19 protein-coding genes are annotated in these 21,781 nt (G+C 67.9%); 8 read left to right on the plus strand and 11 right to left on the minus strand.

The features are described from left to right. Positions 1–23 precede the first annotated feature (23 nt). The 5 genes from AB8M46_RS26985 (at position 24) to AB8M46_RS27005 (ending at position 5,739) form a co-directional block, all read left to right on the plus strand. On the plus strand, positions 24–1,097 hold the full coding sequence (locus AB8M46_RS26985) for a toll/interleukin-1 receptor domain-containing protein (RefSeq protein ID WP_394362059.1): 1,074 nt from the start codon (positions 24–26) through the stop codon (positions 1,095–1,097). Then, a complete protein-coding gene (locus AB8M46_RS26990; protein ID WP_394362060.1) occupies positions 1,090–3,333 on the plus strand; it encodes a hypothetical protein in 2,244 nt (747 codons plus the stop codon). Before AB8M46_RS26985 ends, AB8M46_RS26990 begins: the two co-directional genes overlap by 8 nt. After that, positions 3,330–4,304 (plus strand): hypothetical protein, encoded by a 975-nt coding sequence (locus tag AB8M46_RS26995; protein WP_394362061.1) that lies wholly within the window; start codon positions 3,330–3,332, stop codon positions 4,302–4,304. Before AB8M46_RS26990 ends, AB8M46_RS26995 begins: the two co-directional genes overlap by 4 nt. Continuing rightward, on the plus strand, positions 4,270–4,770 hold the full coding sequence (locus tag AB8M46_RS27000) for a hypothetical protein (protein ID WP_394362062.1): 501 nt from the start codon (positions 4,270–4,272) through the stop codon (positions 4,768–4,770). Before AB8M46_RS26995 ends, AB8M46_RS27000 begins: the two co-directional genes overlap by 35 nt. 75 nt (positions 4,771–4,845) lie before the next feature. Then, positions 4,846–5,739 (plus strand): helix-turn-helix domain-containing protein, encoded by an 894-nt coding sequence (locus AB8M46_RS27005; RefSeq protein WP_394362063.1) that lies wholly within the window; start codon positions 4,846–4,848, stop codon positions 5,737–5,739. On the opposite strand, the gene AB8M46_RS27010 is transcribed toward AB8M46_RS27005, so the two are convergent. Both AB8M46_RS27010 and AB8M46_RS27015 read right to left on the minus strand, forming a co-directional pair. Beyond that, positions 5,736–6,407: a GntR family transcriptional regulator gene (locus AB8M46_RS27010; protein WP_081975771.1), complete on the minus strand. Its 672-nt coding sequence runs from the start codon at positions 6,405–6,407 to the stop codon at positions 5,736–5,738. The genes AB8M46_RS27005 and AB8M46_RS27010 overlap by 4 nt on opposite strands. Then, a complete protein-coding gene (locus tag AB8M46_RS27015) occupies positions 6,404–7,837 on the minus strand; it encodes an aldehyde dehydrogenase family protein (protein ID WP_394362064.1) in 1,434 nt (477 codons plus the stop codon). Before AB8M46_RS27015 ends, AB8M46_RS27010 begins: the two co-directional genes overlap by 4 nt. Before the next feature lie 138 nt (positions 7,838–7,975). Between AB8M46_RS27015 and AB8M46_RS27020 the strand changes: the two genes are divergently transcribed. Beyond that, positions 7,976–9,421, plus strand: coding sequence for a GMC family oxidoreductase (locus AB8M46_RS27020; RefSeq protein ID WP_394362065.1), 1,446 nt, complete (start codon positions 7,976–7,978; stop codon positions 9,419–9,421). Here the strand turns inward: AB8M46_RS27020 and AB8M46_RS27025 are convergent. From AB8M46_RS27025 to AB8M46_RS27035, 3 genes are read right to left on the minus strand one after another with little or no spacing between them, the layout of a single operon-like run. Beyond that, positions 9,405–10,328 (minus strand): alpha/beta hydrolase, encoded by a 924-nt coding sequence (locus AB8M46_RS27025; protein WP_394362066.1) that lies wholly within the window; start codon positions 10,326–10,328, stop codon positions 9,405–9,407. The genes AB8M46_RS27020 and AB8M46_RS27025 overlap by 17 nt on opposite strands. Then, complete coding sequence (locus AB8M46_RS27030; protein ID WP_394362067.1) at positions 10,325–11,281, minus strand: aldo/keto reductase; 957 nt, start codon at positions 11,279–11,281, stop codon at positions 10,325–10,327. Before AB8M46_RS27030 ends, AB8M46_RS27025 begins: the two co-directional genes overlap by 4 nt. Positions 11,282–11,291: 10 nt before the next feature. After that, a complete protein-coding gene (locus AB8M46_RS27035) occupies positions 11,292–12,395 on the minus strand; it encodes a zinc-binding dehydrogenase (RefSeq protein ID WP_394362068.1) in 1,104 nt (367 codons plus the stop codon). Between the two features lie 50 nt (positions 12,396–12,445). On the opposite strand from AB8M46_RS27035, the gene AB8M46_RS27040 reads away from it, so the two are divergent. Then, entirely contained in the window at positions 12,446–13,825 is a 1,380-nt protein-coding gene (locus tag AB8M46_RS27040) for an amidohydrolase (RefSeq protein WP_394362069.1), read from the plus strand. Here the strand turns inward: AB8M46_RS27040 and AB8M46_RS27045 are convergent. Further along, complete coding sequence (locus AB8M46_RS27045; protein WP_081975772.1) at positions 13,742–14,458, minus strand: SDR family NAD(P)-dependent oxidoreductase; 717 nt, start codon at positions 14,456–14,458, stop codon at positions 13,742–13,744. The two genes, AB8M46_RS27040 and AB8M46_RS27045, sit on opposite strands and share 84 nt — an antisense overlap. A 69-nt stretch (positions 14,459–14,527) precedes the next feature. Here AB8M46_RS27045 and AB8M46_RS27050 point away from each other — a divergent pair, with 69 nt between their 5' ends. Then, entirely contained in the window at positions 14,528–15,469 is a 942-nt protein-coding gene (locus AB8M46_RS27050; RefSeq protein WP_394362070.1) for an aldo/keto reductase, read from the plus strand. A gap of 159 nt (positions 15,470–15,628) precedes the next feature. Here AB8M46_RS27050 and AB8M46_RS27055 read toward each other — a convergent pair whose 3' ends face one another. From AB8M46_RS27055 to AB8M46_RS27075, 5 genes are all read right to left on the minus strand, one after another. Further along, positions 15,629–16,282, minus strand: a complete 654-nt coding sequence (locus tag AB8M46_RS27055; protein ID WP_394362153.1) for an alpha/beta fold hydrolase — start codon at positions 16,280–16,282, stop codon at positions 15,629–15,631. A gap of 75 nt (positions 16,283–16,357) precedes the next feature. Continuing rightward, positions 16,358–17,278 carry an ABC transporter permease gene (locus AB8M46_RS27060; RefSeq protein WP_125736992.1) on the minus strand — a complete coding sequence of 307 codons (921 nt, stop codon included), beginning with the start codon at positions 17,276–17,278 and terminating at the stop codon, positions 16,358–16,360. Beyond that, on the minus strand, positions 17,275–18,219 hold the full coding sequence (locus AB8M46_RS27065) for an ABC transporter permease (RefSeq protein ID WP_394362071.1): 945 nt from the start codon (positions 18,217–18,219) through the stop codon (positions 17,275–17,277). Before AB8M46_RS27065 ends, AB8M46_RS27060 begins: the two co-directional genes overlap by 4 nt. After that, on the minus strand, positions 18,216–19,796 hold the full coding sequence (locus AB8M46_RS27070; RefSeq protein WP_350597448.1) for an ABC transporter substrate-binding protein: 1,581 nt from the start codon (positions 19,794–19,796) through the stop codon (positions 18,216–18,218). The genes AB8M46_RS27065 and AB8M46_RS27070 overlap by 4 nt, the downstream gene beginning before the upstream one ends. After that, positions 19,793–21,553 carry a dipeptide ABC transporter ATP-binding protein gene (locus AB8M46_RS27075; protein WP_394362072.1) on the minus strand — a complete coding sequence of 587 codons (1,761 nt, stop codon included), beginning with the start codon at positions 21,551–21,553 and terminating at the stop codon, positions 19,793–19,795. Before AB8M46_RS27075 ends, AB8M46_RS27070 begins: the two co-directional genes overlap by 4 nt. Between the last annotated feature and the right edge of the window lie 228 nt (positions 21,554–21,781).

Below are 21,781 nucleotides of genomic sequence, written 5' to 3' on the forward strand. Positions count from 1 at the left end.
TCCGGATACCAAGGAGTATGGGAATGATCGACCACAATCGATCCGCGGAGCGGCGGTATGACGTCTGCCTGTCCTTCGCCGGTCAGCAACGTGAGTACGCGAGGGAAGTCGCCGAGCTGCTCGAAGCAGATGGTGTCGACGTCTTCTTCGACGAGTACAAGACCGTGGACATGTGGGGCGAGGACACCTACACACATCTCGACGAGGTCTACAACTACCAGTCCCGGTTCTGTCTGCTGTTCGCCTCCGCGGACTTCGCGCGCAAGGTCTGGCCGAACCACGAACGCGTCTCCGCGCAGGCACGAGCCCTTCGTAGTGCGGAGGCGTACATCCTGCCGGTCAGGTTCGACGACACGAAGATCCCGGGGCTCCGGGAAACCATCGGTTACGTCGACGCCAGGGACACTTCGCCCGCCGATCTGGTGCGGAAGCTCATCGCGAAAATGGGACGTACACCGGGCCTGAAGACGGTCAAGGGGACCATTTTGGTCCTCGCCACCGAGAACCCGGATCTGGGCCTGGACGGGATCCTTGAACTCGCCCTGACCCGCTGCCGGGTCGAGGTACCGCCGGATCTGCGGTCGACGACCGCCACGCGGTCCACGACGGTGATCCCGCTCTCGGAGAGGACGGTTTCCGAGGTGATGTCCGAAGTGGTGCCCGCACTCGAATCGATCGGCGACGAGCGGCTCGCCCGCTTATCCGATACCACCTTGAGAATCGGGGTACACGAAGGCGAAGTACCCACAGGCAACGGCCTTCGTTGCCTTGACATCACCATGACCGAAGCGTCGGTCACCGCGGCCGTCGTGGACCAGACGCTGGCCGCCGCGCCCAGGGGTGACTGCGTGGTGGTCGCCTCGCAACGCGTCCATGACCACGTACTGCGGACGGGACACGCCGGCGCAGCGAGCTATCGGCAGGTGACGCAGCCGGACGGCAGCGCGCTCTTCCTGCGGGTGCCCGGTTACCCGAAGCCTCCGGTGCCAGGGGACCCGAAGCGGGAGACCCCGGGCAAGACGACGACCAACACCTTCATCGGTCAGACCTCGGTCAACCACCTCGGCGACAACCTCTACGGGGGCCCGAATGGCTGACGAAGAAGACACCACGCCGGAGGAAGGGCCGGACGAGAGCGGGGCGGAGTCACAAGAGCCGGAATCCGAGCCGACTCCGCCGCCGGAAACGACACCGGAACCGGCGGTCGAGCCGACACCCCCGGGCGAGGCCCAGGAAAGTGCGCCGGAGGCGGAAAAGAAAGACACCGACCCGGCGACTTGGAAAGAGGTGAACCACAACTTCGACGAAGCCCTCCGGGCTTTGCTAGGTGACGGTGGCTTGCAGCTGGGCGGGACGGGTACGAACAACATCTTCATCGGGACCACGTCGGTCGCCACTCTCGGTGACAATCATACGTCCGGTGCTCCGGGCCGTTTCGAGGCGACTTTACGCAGTGGACCTGTCTCGTCGACACTGCTTGACCGGATTCGTGCATCCTTTGTGGAGCCTGCGGGCTACCAACGATTGAAGGACACACTGGTGGCGCGTCAGATCGTCTTCGTCAGGGCGCGCAGTGGCTCCGGCCGGACGACGACCGCGCTGCGTCTGCTCGATGAGACGTGCCGTACCGGGGTGCGTAAGCTCGATCCGGACACCAGGCTGAAGGCGCTCGAAGCCGACGATTTCGAGGACTCCCACGGCTACTTGCTCGAATCACTCGACCCTGACCAAGCGGCCGGGCTCCGTTTGTTCCATGCGGAAAAGCTCAGTCAGCTGATGCGGGACAAGGGCTGCATGATGATCGTCATCGTCGGTGAAACGGTGCCTCTTCCCGCGCGGGAGGTCGGCGACTTCGTCATCGACGAGCTCGGCACCATCGAGCCGCAGACCCTGCTGACCCGGCATGTCGAGTGGGGCCTCCGGGGATCGTCCGTTGCGAGCACGGCCGGTGCTTTGCTCTCCCGCCCCGACGTAAAGGAGATCATCGCCGAGATCACCGAGGACGTTCCGCCGCGTGAACTCGCTGAACTCGGTGCCTTGTTGGTGGAGGTTGCACACGACCGCATCGACCTGGAACGGGTCCGTGAGCGGTACTCCCGGGTCACCCAGGCCAGTTTTCTGGAGTGGTTCGACGAACAATCCGACCCGGAGCAGCGAGCGTTCGTAATCGCGTTGGCGGTGCTCAACAACGAGACGGTGACCTTGGTGTCCGACGCGGCGGCCATACTCGCCAAGCGGATCAAGGCGGTGGAGATCCCGCGTCGCTTCGACCGGGCCAAGCCGCTGTTCAAAACCTCGCTGAACCAACGACTCGAGGCGGCCAGGGCTGAAGTGGTCCAGGACACCCTGAAACTGAAGTACGGCGACGTGGCGGTCCGGAAGGTTCGATTCAACGACGACCGATTCCCGCGGTGGCTGCTCGATCACATCTGTGCCCAGTACAGCGAGGAATTCGAGATAGTCAGGGAATGGCTCACCGAGCTCGGCGAGCAGAACAACAATCGGCTGAGTATGCGCGCGGCGGTGGCCGTCGGCCTGCTGAGCGTTTACGACTTTCCCTCGATCTACAGCAAGATCATCAGCGCCTGGGCGACGGCCGACGGCTACGATCCGCGATGGGCGGCCGCGGCGGCATTGCAGCTACCCAGCAGGGACCCGGCGCTCAGCCGGCTGATTGACCGGTTGCTCACCGACTGGATAAAGAAGCCGACCATGCCCATGGTGTTGCGGAGAACCGCGGCACAGGCTCTGGGTACCACTGAGGCGATGAGCACGGAGAAGGTCTTGTCTTTGCTGAAATACGCGGCGAGGCAGGACGACTTGATCCTTTCCTACATGATCGGCGAGAGTATCTGCCGGCTCTTCCGGCAAACGGAACAACGACCGGCCGTGTTGCGGGCTCTGCTGAACTGGACGGCGGACGAGAAGTTCCCGCAGCGACGCGAGACCGGTCTGAGAGCGCTGATCTACATCTCACGCTTCCTGGACGACGTGGAAGTGGTGGAGAGCGCCGAAGAGTGGCCGATCTTCCTGTGGGTGGCCGATCAGGACGCCGTGCAACGCGAGCAGATACTCACCCTGTTCGGCCGGGTCCTCATCGCGGCGGGATTCATGCACGGGGGCTATGCGCGGATCAACAACTGGGTGCGGCGGTCGCGGCGCGATCAGACCCTCCGCGCGCCACTTGCCCGGTTCCTCTACGACGTGGGCAGGGAATCCGGCGAGCTCGACAGCATCCGCGAACATCTCGAATACCTGGCTTCCATGAAGCGAAACCTTGCCGGGACCGTACGAACGCTGTTGCTCCATTTCGACGAAAGGATCGTGAAATGACCGAGGAGCCCGCCGACGAGGGCAAGATCGTGCGCACCTTGGACGTCAACCGGGCGAGCTTGCGCAAGGTCAATCCGGTCTCGTCGGGGCACACGGCCATCGTCTACCTCACCAGGCGTGGTACGTACGAACTCGCGGTCAACAGAATGACCATGGGCGAGGTCTGGCTGGGCACGCCGAGCGAGATGTACTCCGTCGACCTGACCACGCACGACGACGTGTTCCCGCTCGAACTGCCCTCCAAGGAGGAGGCGTTTCGCTTCCCCGCCACCGTGAACGTCAGCTGGCGGGTTTCCGACCCGATCATCGCCGTGCGGTCGGGGCTGAGTGATCCGGTCGGGCAAGTGCAGCGTGCTCTCGAGGGGCAGTTGCGCACGGTGACCCGCAAATTCTCGCTCACCGAGAACGCGCAGGCCGAGGCCGAGATCAACGCAGCTTACAGAGGCAAGCCGATCGTCGTGTCGCCGGCACTGGTCATCGAACGCTGCTCGGTGCTGATCGATCCCGAAATCGGACAGCGCAGGCATCTGGAGGAATTGCGGGTCACCGCTCACGAGCGGGAACTGTCGATGCTCAGGGAGGAGAACGATCTCGCGTTGAAGCAGCAGCGGATGGAGATGTACGCCAAGGCTCTGCACAACGACAACATGAGCATGCTCGCCATGGTCCTTTCCGGACACGGCGACGACGCCAAGGCCGTGATCGAACTGGTGTTGCGGGAGAAGGACAGGAACTCGGAGAAGGCGCGCGACGTCCTGGACATGTTGATCAAGGAGAAACTGGTCAACCGCCACGACGTCAAGGAGATCATGAACGACGCGGCCAAGACGGTCTCGGGCCACATCGGCGACGTCAATCCGCTCGCCGCGCGCAAACCGGCTGCGGTCGACGAAAAGCCACCGACGCAGGTCGTCAGCCGTCGCGTGGACGACGACGATGACGATGACGACGAAGAAGACGATGCCTGGTGACGTTCCCGTGAACCCGATTTCGGACCTGCCGCTGATCGGCGGTCTCTTCGGTCTGCTCGACGAGGTCGCCGACCGGCTCGGGTTCGCGTTGTGGTTCAGGATCGTCCTCGGCTTCGCCTACGCGGCCGCCTTCGGTTATCTCATCGCGTGGCTTGTCGTCACGTACGTCATGCCGTGGGCGGGCAACGCTCTGCGCAAGCCTGCTCGGAAGGCCGCCGAAGGCCTGCGGTTCGTCCTGTTGGTGCCGGACTGGGCGCTCAGCCGTGCCTTCCGGCGAGCGGGCCGTGTTCCTCCGCAGGTGCTCTACGACTACGGCGGCGTGGTGATGAGGTTCGTCGACCGGATACAGGAGGTCACCGATCACGGGCTGCCCAAACTCGCGGGGAGCCGAGCCGCGCCTCGCTGGCTGCTCATGGCGTCCGTGGCCGTCTGGTTCCTGGTCTGGGGCGCTTCGCTGCCGCGCTGACGCGGCCGGACCCCGAGAACGGACCAGGGGAAAGCCCGGATGTCCCCACCGCCGCCCGCTTCTAACGTCGTGATCATGATCCGACGGATGCTCCTGACGGTGCTCGCCGGCGCGGCGGTCCTGCTCGTGCCCTGGACCGTCTACCTCGCGCACACCCTGCCCGACCGGTACGACACCGGGCAGTGGCGTGCGGCCTGGGTCGGGTTCGACGTCGCGCTCCTGCTCTGCTTCGCGGCGGGAGCGTGGCTGGGGATGCGCCGGCGGCGGGCTGCCGTGCCGCTGCTGTCGGCGACGGCCGCGATGTTGTGCTGCGACGCGTGGTTCGACGTCATGCTCGGCTGGACGTCGTCCGAGCGATGGACCAGTGTCGCGCTCGCCGTCTTCGTCGAGATCCCGGTCGCCGTGGTCCTGGCCTTCGCCGCGCGCCGGCTGCTGGGTGACGCGCTGCCGAAGCGATTGGTGAACCTGACCGACATCGCGATGCGCGAGGACCCGCGCTACCACCTGGTGACGCGCGCGCTTCCCGCCGCCGAGGAGGACGTCGCGCGCCGGACCGGGCTGGCACGCGCCGAAGTCGACGAGTGTCTGAAAACCTTGCAGGACAACGGTTTCGTGCGCCGTGACCGGAAAGGGAACTGGATCCCGATCCCGCAGGATCTGCGCGAGCCGAAGCCGGACGACTACGACGGTGAGGATCGCGAGCGGGTCACCGCGTTCCTCGACGCCAAGTACGCGAACGAGGTCGCTTTGCTGTCCTGGGCGGCGGAGCACCGCGACGAGTTCGGCCCGTGGGCGACGGCGCAGCGGACTTCGGCACGGCTCACCGAGGCGGAATTCCGGGAACTGGACGCGGAGTACCGCGAGCTGATCACGCGGTACTGCCATCGCCGACGGCGTCCGGCGGAGGGTGAGAAGGAGCTTTCCGTGCGTTTCTACGCCTTCCCGCCACCGGAGACGGTCCCGGTCTAGGGATGCCGCCAGGCCAGGAAGGTCTCCAAAGTGGTCAGCCGGTGCTCGCGCACGGCCAGTTCGATCTCTCCGGCCGGAGCGTTCCGGTCGAACAGGTCGAGGATCTTCTGGTGCTCCTGCACGGATTCGTGCGCACGGCCGGGGACGAAGCTGAACGTCGAGGTGCGCAGCCCGGCCAGCCGGTTCCAGCCGCGGTTGACCAGATCGAGCACCTGCGGATTGGGGCAGGTGCCGAACAGGACGCGGTGGAAGTCGCGGTTCAGCGCGGTGAACCGCGACGGCTCGAAGTTGTCGAGACACGCCGTCAGCTCCGCGTTGAGTCCCTTGGCCTGGTCGAGTGCCTCATCGGGGAGGGACGGCGCCGCCAGCGCGGCGGCGTACCCCTCGACCAGCGCGAGCGTCTGCATGGTGTGCTGGTAGTCGCTCTCGTCGGCCATCGCGACCTGCGCGCCGATGTTGTGCTCGTAGGTCACCAGCCCCTCGGCCTCCAGCCGCCGCACCGCCTCGCGCACGGGCACGGTGCTGACGCCGAGCTCCTGCGCGATCTGCCCGAACACGAGGCGGTAGCCGGGGGAGAAGGTGCCGTCGTCGATCCTCGCCTTGATCCAGTGATAGGCGATCTGCGACTTGCTCATCGCGGTCGAGTTCACCGCGTCGCCCGCGGTCACGAGTAGTGCAGCCAGACTGATTTGATCTCGGTGTACGCGTCGACCGCCCACGGCCCCATCTCTCGACCCCAGCCCGACGCCTTGTACCCGCCCCACGGCGCGGCCATGTCCGGGATCGGCGGCATGTTGACGAACACCGCGCCCGCGCGGATGCCGTTCGCGAACCGCTGCGCGACGCCGAGATCGCGAGTCCACACCGTGGCCGCGAGCCCGTATTCGGTGTCGTTCGCCCGCGCCAGCAACTCGTCCGGATCGTCGTAGGCGGTCACGGCGAGGACCGGGCCGAAGATCTCCTCGCGCATGATCGTCATGTCGTCGGCCACGCCGGCGAACAGCGTCGGGGTGTAGAAGTAGCCGTCGCGGTCGACGGGCTTGCCGCCGGTGACCAGCTCCGCGCCCTGCTCGCTGCCGGTGGAGACGAGGAAGTCCACGTGCTCGCGATGCTTGGCGGACACGAGGGGCCCGAGCTGCGTCGACTCGTCCAGCCCCGGGCCGAGCTTGAGACCTTCGAGCCCGGCGGCCAGTTTCGCGACGAATTCCTGTTCACGCTTGCGGTCCACGAAGAACCGGGTGTACGCGGCACAGACCTGACCGCTGTTCAGCGTCGCGCCCGCGAGGTTGCCGGCGACGGCGGCGTCGATGTCGGCGTCGCCCGAGATGATGCTGGGCGCCTTCCCTCCGAGTTCGAGGGTGAGCCGCTTGAGGTTCGACTCCGCGCTGGCCGCCGTGATGAGCTTCCCGACCGCGGTCGACCCGGTGTAGGACAGGTGGTCGACGTCGTCGTGCCTGCTCAGGAGGGCGCCCACCGCGCCGTCGCCGGTGACCAGGTTGACCACGCCCGGCGGGAACCCGGCCTCGTGCACGAGCTCGACCAGCCGGATGCTGGTCAGCGGCGTGACCTCGCTGGGCTTGATCACCACGGTGTTGCCGGTGGCCAGTGCGGGCGCGAGCTTCCACACGAGGATCATCAGCGGGAAGTTCCACGGCGTGATCAGCGCGTTCACCCCGACCGGCTCGCGGCGGGTGTAGTGCAGCGTGTCCGGGAAGGACACCGGGTTCGTGGTGCCCTGGATCTTGGTGACCCAGCCCGCGAAGTACCGCAGGTGCTCGGCCGCGCCGGTGACGCTGACCTGGCGGGAGATCCCGATCGGCTGGCCCTGGTCGCGGGTTTCGAGCGCGGCCAGCTCCTCGTGGTGTTCGTCGACCAGCGACGCCAGCTTGAACAGCAGCGCGGCCCGCTGGACCGGCAGCAGTCCCGCCCAGGCGGGGTCGTTCAGTGCCTTCCGTGCGGCACCGACGGCGGCGTCGACGTCGGCGGCCGACGCGGTGCCGACCTCCTCGATCACCTGGCCGGTGGCCGGATCGTACGTCGGCAGGGACCCGCCTCCCGCGGCGGTCCACTGTCCGTCGATGAACAGGCGTGTGGCCATGGCTAGCTCCTCCTCGACCGGTGTGTGATCGAGTATCGGGCGCCGCGGCGTCTCCGGTCTTGCCCGCCAGGGCACGCCGATTGTCGGCCAGCGAACCGAATCCGCCGGACGTCCGCGTGCCTTGCGAGGGTGGGGGACATGGACGTCATCGTGGTGGGAGCGGGTTCGGCCGGTTCGGTGGTCGCCAGGAGACTGGCCGACTCCGGGGTGTGGGTCACCCTGCTCGAAGCGGGCGGGCCGGACACGAATCCGGCCATTCACGACCCTTCGCGGGCAGGTGAGCTGTGGCACGGCCCGGAGGATTGGGACTACTACACCGTGCCGCAGCCGCACGCGGCGAACCGGCGGCTGCATCTGCCGCGCGGCAAGGTGCTCGGCGGGTCGCATTCGCTCAACGCGATGATCTGGGTGCGCGGCGCCCCGGCCGACTACGACGGCTGGGGCGTGCCCGGCTGGCGCTGGGACGACGTCCGCCCGGTGTTCGAACGGATCGAGAAGGATCTGCTCGACGTCGTGCCGAACGAGCCGCTGCATCCGATCCAGCAGTCCATTGTGGACGCGGCGATGGAGATCGGGCTGCCGTTCAACCCGGACTACAACGGCGACGAGCTCGACGGCGTGTCCGTGCAGCGGATCACCACCCGCGACGGCAAACGCCTCAACACCTGGCTCGCCTACGGGCAGCCCGCCGCCGAACGGATGACCGTCCACACGGGAGCGCTCGTCCACCGGTTGCTCTTCGAGGGTGACAAGGTGACCGGCGTGCTGGCCGAGGTCGACGGTGAACTGCGCAAGGTCTTCGCCGACGAGGTCGTGCTCGCCGCCGGCGCGCTGGCGGCACCGGCGATCCTGCTGCGCAGCGGCGTCGGCCCGGTCGACGAACTGGAGGTGCACGGTATCGACGTCGTCGCCGAGCTGCCGGGCGTCGGGAAGAACCTGCACGACCACTTGCTCTCGCCGGTCATCTTCGCGACCGATCGCCGTCAGGTCGACCCACCCGCGCCGGGGCGGTCGGTGACACAGACGCATCTGTTCTGGCGCAGCCGTCCCGGCCTGCCGGTGCCCGACACCCAGCCGATCCACTTCAGCGTGCCGATGTACGAGGAGTGGATGACCGGTCCGGAGACCGGGTTCTCGCTGATGGCGGGCATGGTCACGCCGCGCAGCCGGGGCAATCTGCGGCTTTCGGGACCGGACCCGGACGACATGCCACTGATCGACCTCGCCGCGCTGGAGGATCCGGCCGACTTCGAGAGCCTGGTCGCGTCGGTCGAGCAGTGCCGGGAGATCGGCCGCGCGTCCGCGCTGGCGGAGGAATGGGGCGCCCGCGAGCTGTATCCGGGGCCGGAGGCCGATGTCTGCGAATACGTCCGCCGGACCGCGATCACCTACCACCACCAGGTCGGGACCTGCCGGATGGGCACCGACGCGGACTCGGTGGTCGACCCGGAGCTGGCCGTGCACGGACTGAGCGGGCTCCGGATCGCCGACGCGTCGGTGCTGCCGCGGGTGACCACGGGCAACACCAACGCGCCGGCGGTACTGGTCGGCGAACAGGCCGCCAGGTTCATGCTCGGCCGATAGTGCGGCGCAGCCAGGAGGCCCGGGCGGCGAGCGCGGCCCGGGTCACCTCGCTGTCCGGGGCGATCCGGTCGAAACCGTGGTACGCGCCCGCCCAGACGTGCAGTTCGGTGGGCACGCCGGCCCGCCAGAGCCGCCGCGCGTAGTCGACGTCCTCGTCACGGAAGATCTCGGCCGCGCCGACCTCGATGAAGGCGGGCGGAAGTCCGGTCAGGTCTTCCGCGGTCGCGGGAACGGCGTACGGCGACGTCTGTCCATTGAGGAGCGACCGCCAGCCGAACTCGTTGGCCTCGCGTCCCCACACGCCGCGTTCCGCGAATTCCACTGTGGACGCCGAATCGTTGCGGCTGTCGATCATCGGGCACAGCAGGAGCTGCCCGGCCAGCGCCGGTCCGCCGCGATCCCTGGCGAGAAGCGCGATTCCGGCGCTGAGCCCGCCTCCCGCGCTGCCACCGCCGACGATCAGCCGTCCGGGATCGAAACCGAGTTCGGCCGCGTGCTCGACCATCCAGGTCAGGCCTGCGTAGCAGTCTTCGATCGGCGCCGGATGTGGGTGCTCGGGGGCGAGCCGGTAGTCCACGGTCACCGCGACGAAGCCGAATTCCTCGACCAGCGCGACCATCCGGGGCAGGTCGGCGAACCGGTCGTCCAGCACCATGCCGCCGCCGTGGATGTTGTAGAACCCTGGCGCGTTCCGGGCATCGCGCGGTTTGACGACGGTGACGACGACGTCGGTGCCGGGTACCCGGTGGTCTTCCCAGACGAGATCCCGGTCGCCGATCGCCTCGGCGCAGGTCAGGTTTCCCTCGGCCATCGCCTGGCGGATGCCCGCCAGCGAATCGGTGCTCAGCGGCGGTCCGGCGGGCAGACCTTCGAGGGCTCCGGCGAGTTCGGGATCGAAGGCCGTCACGGTCCCTCCGGATCGACGACGCCGCGGTCGGCCCAGTACGGCTCGACCAGTTCACGGAGCTGCTCCGCACCGACACGCTCGACGAGGTCGACGGCGCCGAGGTTGTCCTTGAGCTGCTCGGTGCTCGTCGCGCCGAAGAGGGTGGTCGTGTTGGCCGGATGGGTGAGGGTGAAGGCGAGACACAGCTGTGCCGGAGTCGCGTCCAGGTCGGCCGCGATCTTCGCCAGCGCCGGGGCGGAGGCGGCGATGCGTTCGCGGATGTCGCCGGGGTCGCGGCCCACCTGGCGCGCGCCGCTGTTCTTGCCCAGCAGGACCCCGCCCTCGAAGATGTCCGAAGACTGGAGTGTGACGCCGAGTTCGCCGAAGACCTTCGCGAACGGTTCACCGTCCGGAATGGACCGTCGCGCGACGCTGTACTTCAGCTGCGCGATGGCGGGGCCGGGTACGTTCTCGGCCGCGGCGAAATCGTGCAAGGCCCCGATCGTGGTGGCGGACCAGTTGTTGACGCCCCAGTGCCGGATGAGCCCGGCCTCGCGGAGCTCGTTCAGATCCAGTACGAGCCGGTGCAGGTCGGTGTCGTCGCGCCGGAGATCGCCCAGTACCACGAGATCCGCGTGCTCGACGCCCGCGCGGAACAACGCGTTGTCCAGCTGATCGCGGAGGTTGTGCTCGGGATATCCCTCCAGCCAGAGCTTGGCCGAAAGCAGGTAGTCCTCGCGGCGGAGGCCCGCGGCGCGGACCATCGCGGAGAACAGCACGTCGGTGAAGACCGGTGTGGCGCCGGGGAATCCGTAGACGCCGACGTCGAAGAGCGTGATGCCGGAATCGACCGCCGTGCGGACGAGGTCGACCGCCTCGCGGAAGTCCATCCGGTCGTAGGTGTGCCAGGAGCCGAGCGAGAGGACGCCGGTGAGCGGGCCGTCGCGGCCGATGCGACGCTGGGGGATGGTCATTCGTGGTCTCCTAGGGGAGGCGGGGATCGATGACGGCTTTGAGCTCGCCGAGCCGCGACATCGACTCGACACGTTGGGAGGCTTCGGAAAGACCGACCGGTTCGCTGAACAATTCGTCCCACGGCAGCCGATCGGCGAAGGTGCGGAAGAAGTCCACCGAGCGGTGGTAGTCGGCGATGTCGCCGTTGAGCGAACCGACGACCGTGAGTTCCTTGCCCATCACCGTGCCCAGCGCCACGGGGGAGGGCGCGGGGCCGGTGGAGCCGACGATCGCGATCGTGCCGCGCTGAGCGGCGAAGGCGACGGCCTCCTCGCCGATGGTCGGCCCGCCCGCGAAGTCGAAGACGTGATCGGCGCCCCGGCCGTCGGTGAGTTCCTTGACCCGTTCGATGCGGTCTTCGACGGTACCGTCGACCGGGATCGTCGCCGTCGCCCCGAACCGTTCGGCGGTCTTCAGCCGGTCGCCGGGGCCGCCGATGGTGATCACGTCACCCGCGCCGGAGATCCTCGCGACCGCGGTGGCGAAGACGCCCAGCGCGCCCGCGCCCTGGACCACGACCGTCGCACCGGGACGGATCCCGCCGGCGCGGGAGACGGCTCGCAGCACGGTTTTGCCCGCGCAGCCCGACATCGACGCCCAGGTGTCCTTGACGTCGCCGGGAAGCAGGAGTTTGGCCGCACCGGGCGTCACGTAGCAGTGCCGCACGAGTCCGCCGGTGGCGTACGGGAAGACGTCGGAACGCTGGAGGAATCCGTACCCGCGCTTCTCGCAGGCGACCGGTTCGCGCAAGATCGTGCAGCCGTAACACTTTCCGCAGGTCGACTCGGACCAGCCGATGCGGTCGCCCTCGGCGATCTCGCGGCCGAGGGTGTCGGTGGTACCCGGTCCGACGGCCACCACCTCGCCGACCATTTCGTGTCCCAGCACCATCGGGAGCATGCCGGGGAAGGTCATCTGGCCGGACCAGAGGTGCACGTCGGTGCCGCACAGCGTGGTGCAGGTGATCCGGACCAGCGCGGCGCCCGGTTCCGGCTCCTCGGGCAGCGGTAGTTCCCGCAAGGTGAGCGCGGAGCCGTGTTCGGTGAGCACCGCCGCTTCGGTTCTGTTGACCATCTTTTTAGTCTACAGTCGTAGGAGAAAAAGTCCAGATCCTGGAGGAAACCATGCCGTCGCAACGTATTCGTCCCGCTTCGCTCGTGGTTCGCGGCGGTCCTGTGCTCACCTTCGACCCGGCGGGCACTGTCGTACGGGCGATGGCCGTGCGAGGAGACCGGATCGTCGCCCTCGGTGACGTCGCGCTGGACCACATCGGCCCGGACACCGAGGTGATCGACCTCGCGGGGAGAACCGTTCTGCCCGGGATCAACGACTCGCACCTGCACGCGACCTGGCTCGGCGCGCGCTGGCCGGACACCCTGATCGGCGGCGCCGGATTCACCGGGGGAGAAGAGAAAACGGTGCGGACCGCGGCCGAACGGCGGGCCGCCATCCTGCGGGCGGGCGAGCTGTGCGCGTCGCTGGGCATCACGAGCTACACCGAACCCGGTCTGGGCCCGGGCGAGACGGGCTGTTTCGGTGCCGAAGTGCTGGAAGAGTACGCGTCGCTGGCCGACGAGGGCCTGCTGCGCGCGAGGGTGACGGCGCTGCGCTTGTTCGGCCTGCTCGACGGCGCCAGCTCGCTGGACGACTTCGAGCGGGGGTTGGCGACCCCGTCACCGGCCGCGGATCCGTTGTGGCTCACCGTGCCCGGGGTGAAGATCTTCGCCGACGGCATTCCGCCGATGCGCTCCGCGTGGACACATCATTGCTACGCCGACGGTTCGCACGGCGCGCTCCTCGTCGACGGCGACGACGATCCGGGCCGCGCGGGCAATCTGGCCGCCATGATCCGGCTCGCCCATGACGCCGGGATGACGGTCGCCGTGCACGCCACGGGGGATCGCAGCATCGAAGCCGCGCTCGGATCGCTTCGCCGCGGCGATCATCTGGTGCACGGCGATCTGGTGACGCCGGATCAGCTGGCACGGATGGCTTCGGCGGGGGTCGGGCTGACCACGCAGCCCGCGATCGCGGTGGCGATGCGGGGAATGCTGACGGACGCGCTCGGCGCCGAGGTCGGCGCCCGCGCCTGGCCGCTGGCGGAAATGCTCGCGTCGGGTGTTCCGCTGACCTTGAGCAGTGACGCGCCCGTGGTGACCCCCGACTGGCGGGTGCACATCGCGGCGGCGGCCGGGATGCTGGCCGCGTCCGAAGTGGACGCCGGGCTGATGGCCCGGCTGCTGCGCTGCTACACGGTCGTGGCCGCCGAGCAGGACGGCGCGGCGGACTGGAAGGGATCGCTGACGGTCGGCCGTGTCGCGGACTTCTGCGTGCTGGCGGCGAATCCGCTCGAGATCGCGTTCGCGGACCTGCCGGACGTCGGTGTGGAACTCACCGTGTCCGGCGGCCGCGTCGTGTACTCAGGTGAGCAGTTGCCCGCCGTCGACCTGGAGGCTCACCCCGGTGAGATGGCCGGCGTCGGCGGAGGCGAGGAACAGGACTGACGGCACCACGTCGGCGACGGAAGCGATGGTTCCCAAGGGAATCCTCGCTTCCCACGCCGCGCGGGCGGCGGTGTCGGCGGCGAATCCGGCGGTCATCGGCGTGAGCACCGGGCCGGGGGCGACGGCGTTGACCCGGATGCCGTGCGGCGCCAGTTCGAGCGCGGCCGAGCGGGTGAGCGCCTCGACGGCGGCCTTGGTGGCCTCGTAGTGGCCGAGCCCCGGGGTCGGCTGCCTGGCACCGATGGAGGTGATGTTGACGATGGTGCCGCGGGTGCCCGTCTCGACCATTTGCGCGCCGACCGCGCGGGTCATCAGGAAGGTGCCGCGGAAGTTCACCCGCATGCACAGATCGAAGACGCCGATGTCCAGTCCCACCAACGGTCCGCCGCCACCGGCGAGACCGGCGTTGTTGACCAGGACCTCGACCGGGCCGAAGCGATCGGTGACGAGCGCCAGCGCCGCGTCGACCGATCCGGGGTCGGAGATGTCGAGTTCGACGTGCTCCGCGCCGAGTTCGGCGGCGAGGTCGTGGGCCGCCCGGGTGTCGACGTCGGCGATGACCACGCGGTCGCCCGCGGACTGGAAGGCTTCGGCGACTCCGCGGCCGATGCCACTGGCACCGCCGGTCACCACAACGAGTCTCTTGTTCATTCTACGATCGTAGACTAAAACTTGTTTCCGTTGCCAGCGAAAGGAAAACTCGTGGACGAGAAGCGGAACGGACTGGGCTTCGCCACTTCGGCGCTGAGCCTGGGATCGTGGAACACATGGGACCGCATGGACTTCGACGACGCGGTACGCCTGATCCGGCACGCCGTCGATTCCGGGGTCACGCTGTTCGACGTGGCCCACTACGACATGGGGCCGCATGCCGAACAGTCGCGCACGGATCTCCTTTTCGGCGAGGCGGTCCGCGCCGCCGGAATCAAGCGTGACGAGTACCAGCTGTGCGGAAAGCTCTGGCTGTGGGACTACCCGAATACCGGATTCGCCAAGCAACTCGAGACGTCGTTCGACCGCGTCGGTGTCGAGCGTGCGGAAGCCGTCGTGGTCGGCGACTACTTCGAGCGGCCGGACATCCCGCGCATCGTCACCGAGGTGGCGGAACAGATCCGCCTCGGCCGCTTCGACGTCTGGGGCGTGAACAACTGGCGCGCCGCGGATCTCGACCTGGCGCTGGAGTTCGCCGCGGCAGAAGGGCTTCCGGCGCCTCGTTTCGCCCAGCTGAAGTACAGCATCGCACGCCGGTCGATGGCCGAAGGTTCCTTCTACGGCAAGCATTTCGAGGCCGGCCGGTTGACCTTGCAGGCGTCGGACGTGTTCGAGGGCGGGGTGCTGCTCGGGAAGACCCCGTCACGGAAGATCGGGGCGGATCCGGGCGAGATCCGAGAGTCGATCCGCGCCGCCGCCGCGCGTGTCGCCGCTGTCGCCGGAGACTTCGGGGTGAGTTCGTCGCAGCTGGCTGTCGCGTTCTGTCTCGCGTACGAGCCGGTGGTGAACGTGCTGTTCGGGGTGAGCCGGATGGCTCAGCTGGAGGACAACCTGGGCGCTGTCGCTTTGGCCGCTTCTCGTGGTGCTGAGGTGCGGGCGGCTCTGGAGGATCTTTGGTTGGACCGCTCGGTCGCCGCGGATGGGACGTTCTGACGTCGGGAGATGTTGCGAAAGCCACTTTCGCAACCTTCAACGTTGCGAAAGTGGCTTTCGTAACCGACGGGGCGGCCGCACCACGCTCCGGATGTCATGAAAGGGCCGTTCAGGACGAAAGATGTCCTGAACGGCCCTTTCATGACACAAGCGCAATCCTCAGCCGAGGAAATCGAGCACGGCCGCCTTGAACTCAGCGCTCCGCAAGGCCCCACCGTGATCCCCGGGCACCCGCACGAGATCCGCGCCCGGCACCAGCTCCACCAGCGTCTCGATGCCCTGACTCACCGGATCCTCCACCCCCGCCACGAACCGGGTGGGCACGGCCACCGCACCGAGAACCGGCGCGAAAGGCTCGGCGCGCAGATCCTCGATGCACCGCGCCAGCGCCGCGGGATTCCGTCCTGGCGCGGTGATCATATGCGCGATCATCCCGGTCAGCGGATCCGACGGAGCCTTGCCGCCACCGGCGAAGGCCAGTGCGGCAGCCACATCGACGGCGCCGAACGGTTCGAACGGGCTCACCCCGGCGAGAACGAGCCGTCGCACCGGAGCCTGGGCGGGCAGCTCCCAGGCCAGCCGCGCGCCCAGCGAGTACCCGACGACGTCCACTTCGGACAGATCGGCGACGAGCCGCGACAGTTCCGCGGTGATCGCGACGGCACCGAGCGAACCCGCGGGGGCCGGGCTGGAGCCGTGCGCGGGAAGGTCCGGTATCACCACCTCGCGGCCCGCGGCGGTGAGCGCGGCGGGCCATCCGGTGGTGATCCAGTCGGTGTGCCCGTCGGAGGCGAATCCGTGCACCAGGAGCACCGGCGGTCCCGAGACGGTTTCGGGGGCGAATCGGCGCACGGCCAGGGAAGTAGTGGCAGACAACGGGATCCTTTCTCAGCTGCCGGAGGGACGTCGGGTGCGCAGGCGCTGCATCTCGCTCAGCGTCCGCGCGCGGGCGTCGACGGCGATCCGCAGCGACGATCCGATGAGGTTCAGCAGGAAGACGCACACCATGATCGTCACGCCGGGCACGATCACCAGCCAGGGCGCCTGCACCAGGTACGACCGGCCTTCGGCGATCATGTTGCCCCAGGTCGGGGTCGGGGGAGCGATGCCGAGGCCGAGGAAGCTCATCGCCCCGTCGACCAGCATCGCCGCGGCGGACAGGATCACCACCTGCACCAGCGCGAGCGGCAGCACGTTCGGGAACACGTGCACGACGAGGATCTTCCACCGGCTCATCCCCGAAACCCGCGCCGCGCCGATGTAGGCACGGCCGGCGATGCCGAGCACGCGGCTGCGGATCACGCGGGCGGTGAACGGCGTGAAGATCACCGTCAGCGCGATCAATTCGGTCCAGATGCTCGCGCCGAGCGAGATCGCCAGCGCCATCGCGAGGATGATCGCCGGGAACGACATCCAGGCGTCCATCACCCGCATCAGCACCGCGTCGGCCGCTCGGAAGAACCCGCTGATCAGCCCGATCACCAGGCCGGTGAAGGCCGCGCACAGGGTGATCAGGGCGGACAGCCCGAGCGACGCCCGCCCGCCGGAGACCAGGCGGGCGAGCACGTCGCGGCCGAACGAGTCCGTGCCGAGGGGGTGTGCGGCCGACGGTGGCAGCAGCCGGTTCACCGGGTCGGTCGCGCTGACGCTCGGCAGGAAGAACGGCAGCACGATCACGGCCAGGACGATCACCGCCAGCAACGCGGTGGTGATCACCAGCATCCGGTTGCGCCGGAACACCTTGGCCGCGCGGCCGGACGAGGGCTTCTCGCGCACCGGCGACGTCTTTTCCACTAGAGCGACGCTCACGAGACACGCACCTTCGGGTCGAGCAGTGCGTACGACAGGTCCACCAGCAGGTTGACCAGTACGAACAGCACCGCGACGAACAGCGTCACACCCTGGATCAGCGGGAAGTCGCGGGTGGACACCGCGCCCATCAGCAGATGGCCGAGCCCCGGCACGACGAAGATGGACTCGATGATCACGATGCCGCCGACCAGCATGGCGAAGTTGCTGCCCAGCTGGGTGATCAGCGGCATCAGCGCGTTCGGCAGGACGTGTTTGGTCATCACCTGCCGCTCCGACAGCCCCTTGACCCGCGCGGTGCGCAGATACGCCAGCGGCAGCTCGCCGAGCAGGCTTTCCCGCAGGGTGAGCACGAACAACGCGGCCTGCCCGATGACCAGCACGGTCAGCGGCAGCACCAGCGCGGGCACCGCCGTCGCCGGATCGGTGAACAGGTTCTCGTAGCCGCTGGAGGGGAACCAGCGCAGGGTCACCGAGAAGACGAGCACGAGCATCAGCGAGATCCAGAAGTCCGGCATCGCCATGCCGAGCGCGGACAGCCGGTCCAGCGCCCGCGCCATCGGGTTGCGCGGCGACACCGCCTGCCACGAGGTGATCGCGACCGAGAGGAAGAAGCTGATCACCGTCGAGAGCACGGCCAGCGTGAGCGTCGGCAGGATGTGGTCGGCGACCACGCCGAGCACCGGGGCGTGATAGGTGATCGACGTGCCGAAGTCGCCGTGCAGCACGTTCCCGGCCCACGTGAGGTACTGCTCCCACAAGGGCCCGTTCAACCCCATGCTCTCCCGCAGGGCGTCCACATCGGACGGTCGCGCGGTCGGGCCGAGGATGGCCTGCGCCGGGTCGCCGGGGATCAGCCGGATGACGAAGAACATCATCGTCCCGACGATCACCAGGATGATCACCAGATCGCGCAGCCTGCGCAGCAGCAGACCGGTCATGACGCCAGCCAGGTGTTCCAGAAGACGCGGTAGAAGTCGCCGTAGCCCTTGAGCTTGGGGGAGTAGGCCGCGTACAGCCTGGACTGGCTCAGGGTGATCACCGAAAGCTGCTTCCAGGTGAACGCCTGCAGCTTGTCCACCACCGCCTTCGCCTGCTCAGGCGTGGTCGAGGCGTTGAACTCCGCCATGAGCCCGTCCAGCTCGGGCGAGGTCGAACCGTTCAGCGTACCCAGGGTCAGCGCCGGCATCTGGGCAGGCGAGGTCAGCGCCGAGTCGAAGAACAGCGTGGTGATGTCCCAGCCGCCCGGCTCCTTGGTCAGCGTGCCGAGCATGGTGGCGAAGTCGAAGGTGTCGATCTTGGTGTTGATGCCGATCTTCGACAGGCTGTCCTGGATCAGCACGGCCCACTTGCCGAACTCCGGGTACGAGTTCGTGGTGACGATGCGGATGGTCGCGCCGGCGGTGATCCCCGCCGAGGCCAGCAGCTGCTTGGCCTTCTCCGGGTCGTGCGCCTTGTAGACCTCTTCGCCCGCGGTGGAATAGAACTGCTTGTTGTCCGGCGAGGCGAAGGCGCCGGTTTCGACGGTGAGGTCCTTGCTGCCGCCGGTGGCCGCGTTGATCGCGGGCTTGTCCAGCAGGAGGTTCAGCGCCTCGCGGGCACGGGGGTCGGCGAACTTCGAACCGGTGTTGAAGTTCGGGATCACCACGTTGTCGTTGCCGCCGGGCAGGTTGTGCACGACCACGGCCGGGTTGTTGCGCAGCGGCTCGTACTGGTCGTTCGTGGGCATGATGTGGTCCCACTGGCCGGTCTGCAGGCCGTTGATCAGCGCGTCCTGGTCGGAGACGACCTTGTAGGTCACGGTGTCGAGGTACGCGTGCTTGGCGCCCGCTTGCCCGCCCCAGTCCTCTTCGGACCGCGACTTGTAGCCGGTGTACCGCTCCAGCACCAGTTCACGGCCGATGTCCCAGCTCTTCAGCTTGTACGGGCCGGTCCCGATCGCCTTGTCCTGGGCGAACCCGGTCGGCGCGACACCGGTGAGGTTCTTCGCCTCGTAGATCTCCGTGCCCGCGCCGGCGAGTTCGTTGATCAGCGGGTATCGCGGCTGCTTGAGCTTGATGGTCACCGTCGCCGGGTCGGTCGGCGTGATCGCCTCGATGTCCGGCGTGACCAGCTGACCGGTGCGGTGCACCTGCTGCCACCGCTTCAGGCTCGCCACGACGTCCTCGGACGTCAGCGGGTTGCCGTCGTGGAAGGTGACGCCCTGGCGCAGTTTGAAGGTGTAGGTGAGCCTGTCCGGGCTGGTGGTGTAGTCCTCGACCAGCATGGGCCGCGAGGTGAAGTTCCGGTCCACCTCGAACAGCTTCTCGTACATCATGTTGCCGATATGCGCGGTCACCTGGCCGGGGTTCGCGACCATGTCGAGCGACTGCGGATCGGTGGGCACGGCCACGTTGAGGTTGCCGCCGGGCTTCGGGGGCCCGTCGGCGGCGCCACCGCCCGCCTGCCCTCCCATGCACGAGCCGATCAGCAGGACGGTCGCCAGGCCGAGGGCGGCCGAGGTCAGGGTTCGTCTCATGGGTTCCGCACTCCAGTGTGGGGGTGGGCGGGCAGTTCGGGATTCGCCGCGAGGAGACGGCGGGTGTACTCGTGCCGGGCGTGGAGCCGGATCTCGTCCGGTTCGCCGATTTCGATCAGTTCGCCCCGGTACATCACGCCGACCCGGTCGGCGACCGACAGCACCAGGCTGAGGTTGTGCGTGATGAACAGGAAGCTGAGCGCGCGGGTGCGCCGCAGGTCCAGCAACAGGTTCATCACCTGGCCCTGCACCGAGACGTCGAGCGCGGAGGTGGGCTCGTCGGCGACGATGAGGTCGGGTTCGGCCGCGATCGCGCGGGCGATCGAGACGCGCTGCCGTTGTCCGCCGGAGAGCTGCGATGGCAGCTTCTTCGCGGTGTCGGAGGGAAGCCCGACCTCGTCGATCAATTCGGTGACGCGGCGGTCGAGTTCCGCGCCGCGGAGACCGGTGAGCTCCCGCAGCGGCTCGGCGATGATCCTGGCGGCGGTGTGCCGGGGATCGAGCGAGCTCTGCGGATCCTGGAAGATGAGCTGCGCGCGACGACGGAACGCGCGCTCGTCGCCTTCGAGACCGGACGGCGTGCACCGGTGCTCACCGAAGGCGATGGTGCCCTCGGTCGGGGTTTCCAGCGCGCTCACCAGACGGCCGAGCGTGGTCTTGCCCGAACCGGATTCCCCGACCAGGCCGAAGAACTCGCCCGGCGCGATCTCCAGCGAGACGTCCTTGACCGCGTGCACCTCGGGCTCGCGGCTCAGCGAGAACCGGCCGCGCCGTCCGTACACTTTGGACACCGATTCGATGACGAGCGCGGTGCCCTCGTCCGTCTCCCTGGCCTGCGGGCGGCTCAAGGACCTGGTCTCGGTCGCGACCGCCGACTCGCCGTTCATCGCGGCTTCGAGCAGTGCCTCGGAGATGGTGGGGAAGCCGTCGCGTCTGCTCACCCCGAGCTGCGGGACACAGTCGAGCAACGCCTTGGTGTAGGGATGCTTCGGCGAATGCAGAATGTCCTCTGTGGACCCGAGTTCGACCAGTTCGCCCCGGTACATCACCGCGATCCGGTCCGCGACCTGCGCGGCCACACCCATGTCGTGCGTGATGAAGACGCACGCGGTGCCGTGGTCACGGCGGACGCGGTCGAACAGGGTGAGGATCTCCGCCTGCGTGGTCACGTCCAGCGCCGTGGTCGGCTCGTCGGCGATCAGCAGGCTCGGGTCGGCCATCAGGGCGAGCGCGATCATCACGCGCTGTTGCATCCCGCCCGACATCTGGTGCGGGTACAGGGAAAGCACGCGGTCGGTGTCGGTGAGGCCGACCTCCTTCAAGAGGCCTCGGGCCTTCGCCTCGGCCTCGCGGTGCAACGGCGTTCCCTTGCGCGCGGCTTGACGCGGCAGGGAGCCGGGCTTCCGGTAGGCCTCGACCAGCTGCTTGCCGACCCGTTGACTGGGATTGAGCGAATCCAGCGCCTCCTGGAAGATCATGCCGATCCGCGGGCCGCGGTACGCGCGCATCTCGTCGGCGGACAGCCGCGTGAGATCGACGCCGTCGACGCTGATCTCGCCGCGGGTGAACACCGGCGCGACGAACTCCAGCAACCGGATGATCGACAAGGCCGTCACCGTTTTACCGCTGCCGGATTCGCCGACCACGCAGAGTGTCCGGCCTTGGTCGAGGTCGAACGAAAGTTCGCGGACCAGTTCGCGTTCGGTTTCGTCGGCGATCACACCGACGGTGAGTTCTCGTAATTCGAGCAGGGTCATGAATCCCCTTTCCCGAGCCCGCCCGGAGCGGACCGCACTGCCGGGGAACGGACCTCCGGCGGGGGTAGTTCTACGCATGTTGACACTGGGGGAGTGCGCTGTCAATGGGTATATTCTACGAATGTAGGAAGTTGATATCCGGCAGGTTTTTCCTGGTGGTGGGCGAAAAGTTGCACTGGATTCTTTTGTCTACGTCTGTAGACTCTCGGCGGAAACGAGCTAAGGAGG

It is taken from the genome of Amycolatopsis sp. SB7-3 (assembly GCF_041021335.1).
GTDB classification, from domain to species: Bacteria; Actinomycetota; Actinomycetes; order Mycobacteriales; family Pseudonocardiaceae; genus Amycolatopsis; species Amycolatopsis japonica.

Bases quoted from the DNA above. Each gene is read 5' to 3' on its own strand.
- AB8M46_RS27065 (WP_394362071.1), bottom strand. From the start codon at position 18,219: ATGACCGGTCTGCTGCTGCGCAGGCTGCGCGATCTGGTGATCATCCTG.
- AB8M46_RS27020 (WP_394362065.1), top strand. From the start codon at position 7,976: ATGGACGTCATCGTGGTGGGAGCGGGTTCGGCCGGTTCGGTGGTCGCC.
- AB8M46_RS27015 (WP_394362064.1), bottom strand. From the start codon at position 7,837: ATGGCCACACGCCTGTTCATCGACGGACAGTGGACCGCCGCGGGAGGC.
- AB8M46_RS26990 (WP_394362060.1), top strand. From the start codon at position 1,090: ATGGCTGACGAAGAAGACACCACGCCGGAGGAAGGGCCGGACGAGAGC.
- AB8M46_RS27075 (WP_394362072.1), bottom strand. From the start codon at position 21,553: ATGACCCTGCTCGAATTACGAGAACTCACCGTCGGTGTGATCGCCGAC.
- AB8M46_RS26985 (WP_394362059.1), top strand. From the start codon at position 24: ATGATCGACCACAATCGATCCGCGGAGCGGCGGTATGACGTCTGCCTG.
- AB8M46_RS26995 (WP_394362061.1), top strand. From the start codon at position 3,330: ATGACCGAGGAGCCCGCCGACGAGGGCAAGATCGTGCGCACCTTGGAC.
- AB8M46_RS27030 (WP_394362067.1), bottom strand. From the start codon at position 11,281: ATGACCATCCCCCAGCGTCGCATCGGCCGCGACGGCCCGCTCACCGGC.
- AB8M46_RS27035 (WP_394362068.1), bottom strand. From the start codon at position 12,395: ATGGTCAACAGAACCGAAGCGGCGGTGCTCACCGAACACGGCTCCGCG.
- AB8M46_RS27000 (WP_394362062.1), top strand. From the start codon at position 4,270: ATGACGATGACGACGAAGAAGACGATGCCTGGTGACGTTCCCGTGAAC.
- AB8M46_RS27070 (WP_350597448.1), bottom strand. From the start codon at position 19,796: ATGAGACGAACCCTGACCTCGGCCGCCCTCGGCCTGGCGACCGTCCTG.
- AB8M46_RS27005 (WP_394362063.1), top strand. From the start codon at position 4,846: ATGATCCGACGGATGCTCCTGACGGTGCTCGCCGGCGCGGCGGTCCTG.
- AB8M46_RS27040 (WP_394362069.1), top strand. From the start codon at position 12,446: ATGCCGTCGCAACGTATTCGTCCCGCTTCGCTCGTGGTTCGCGGCGGT.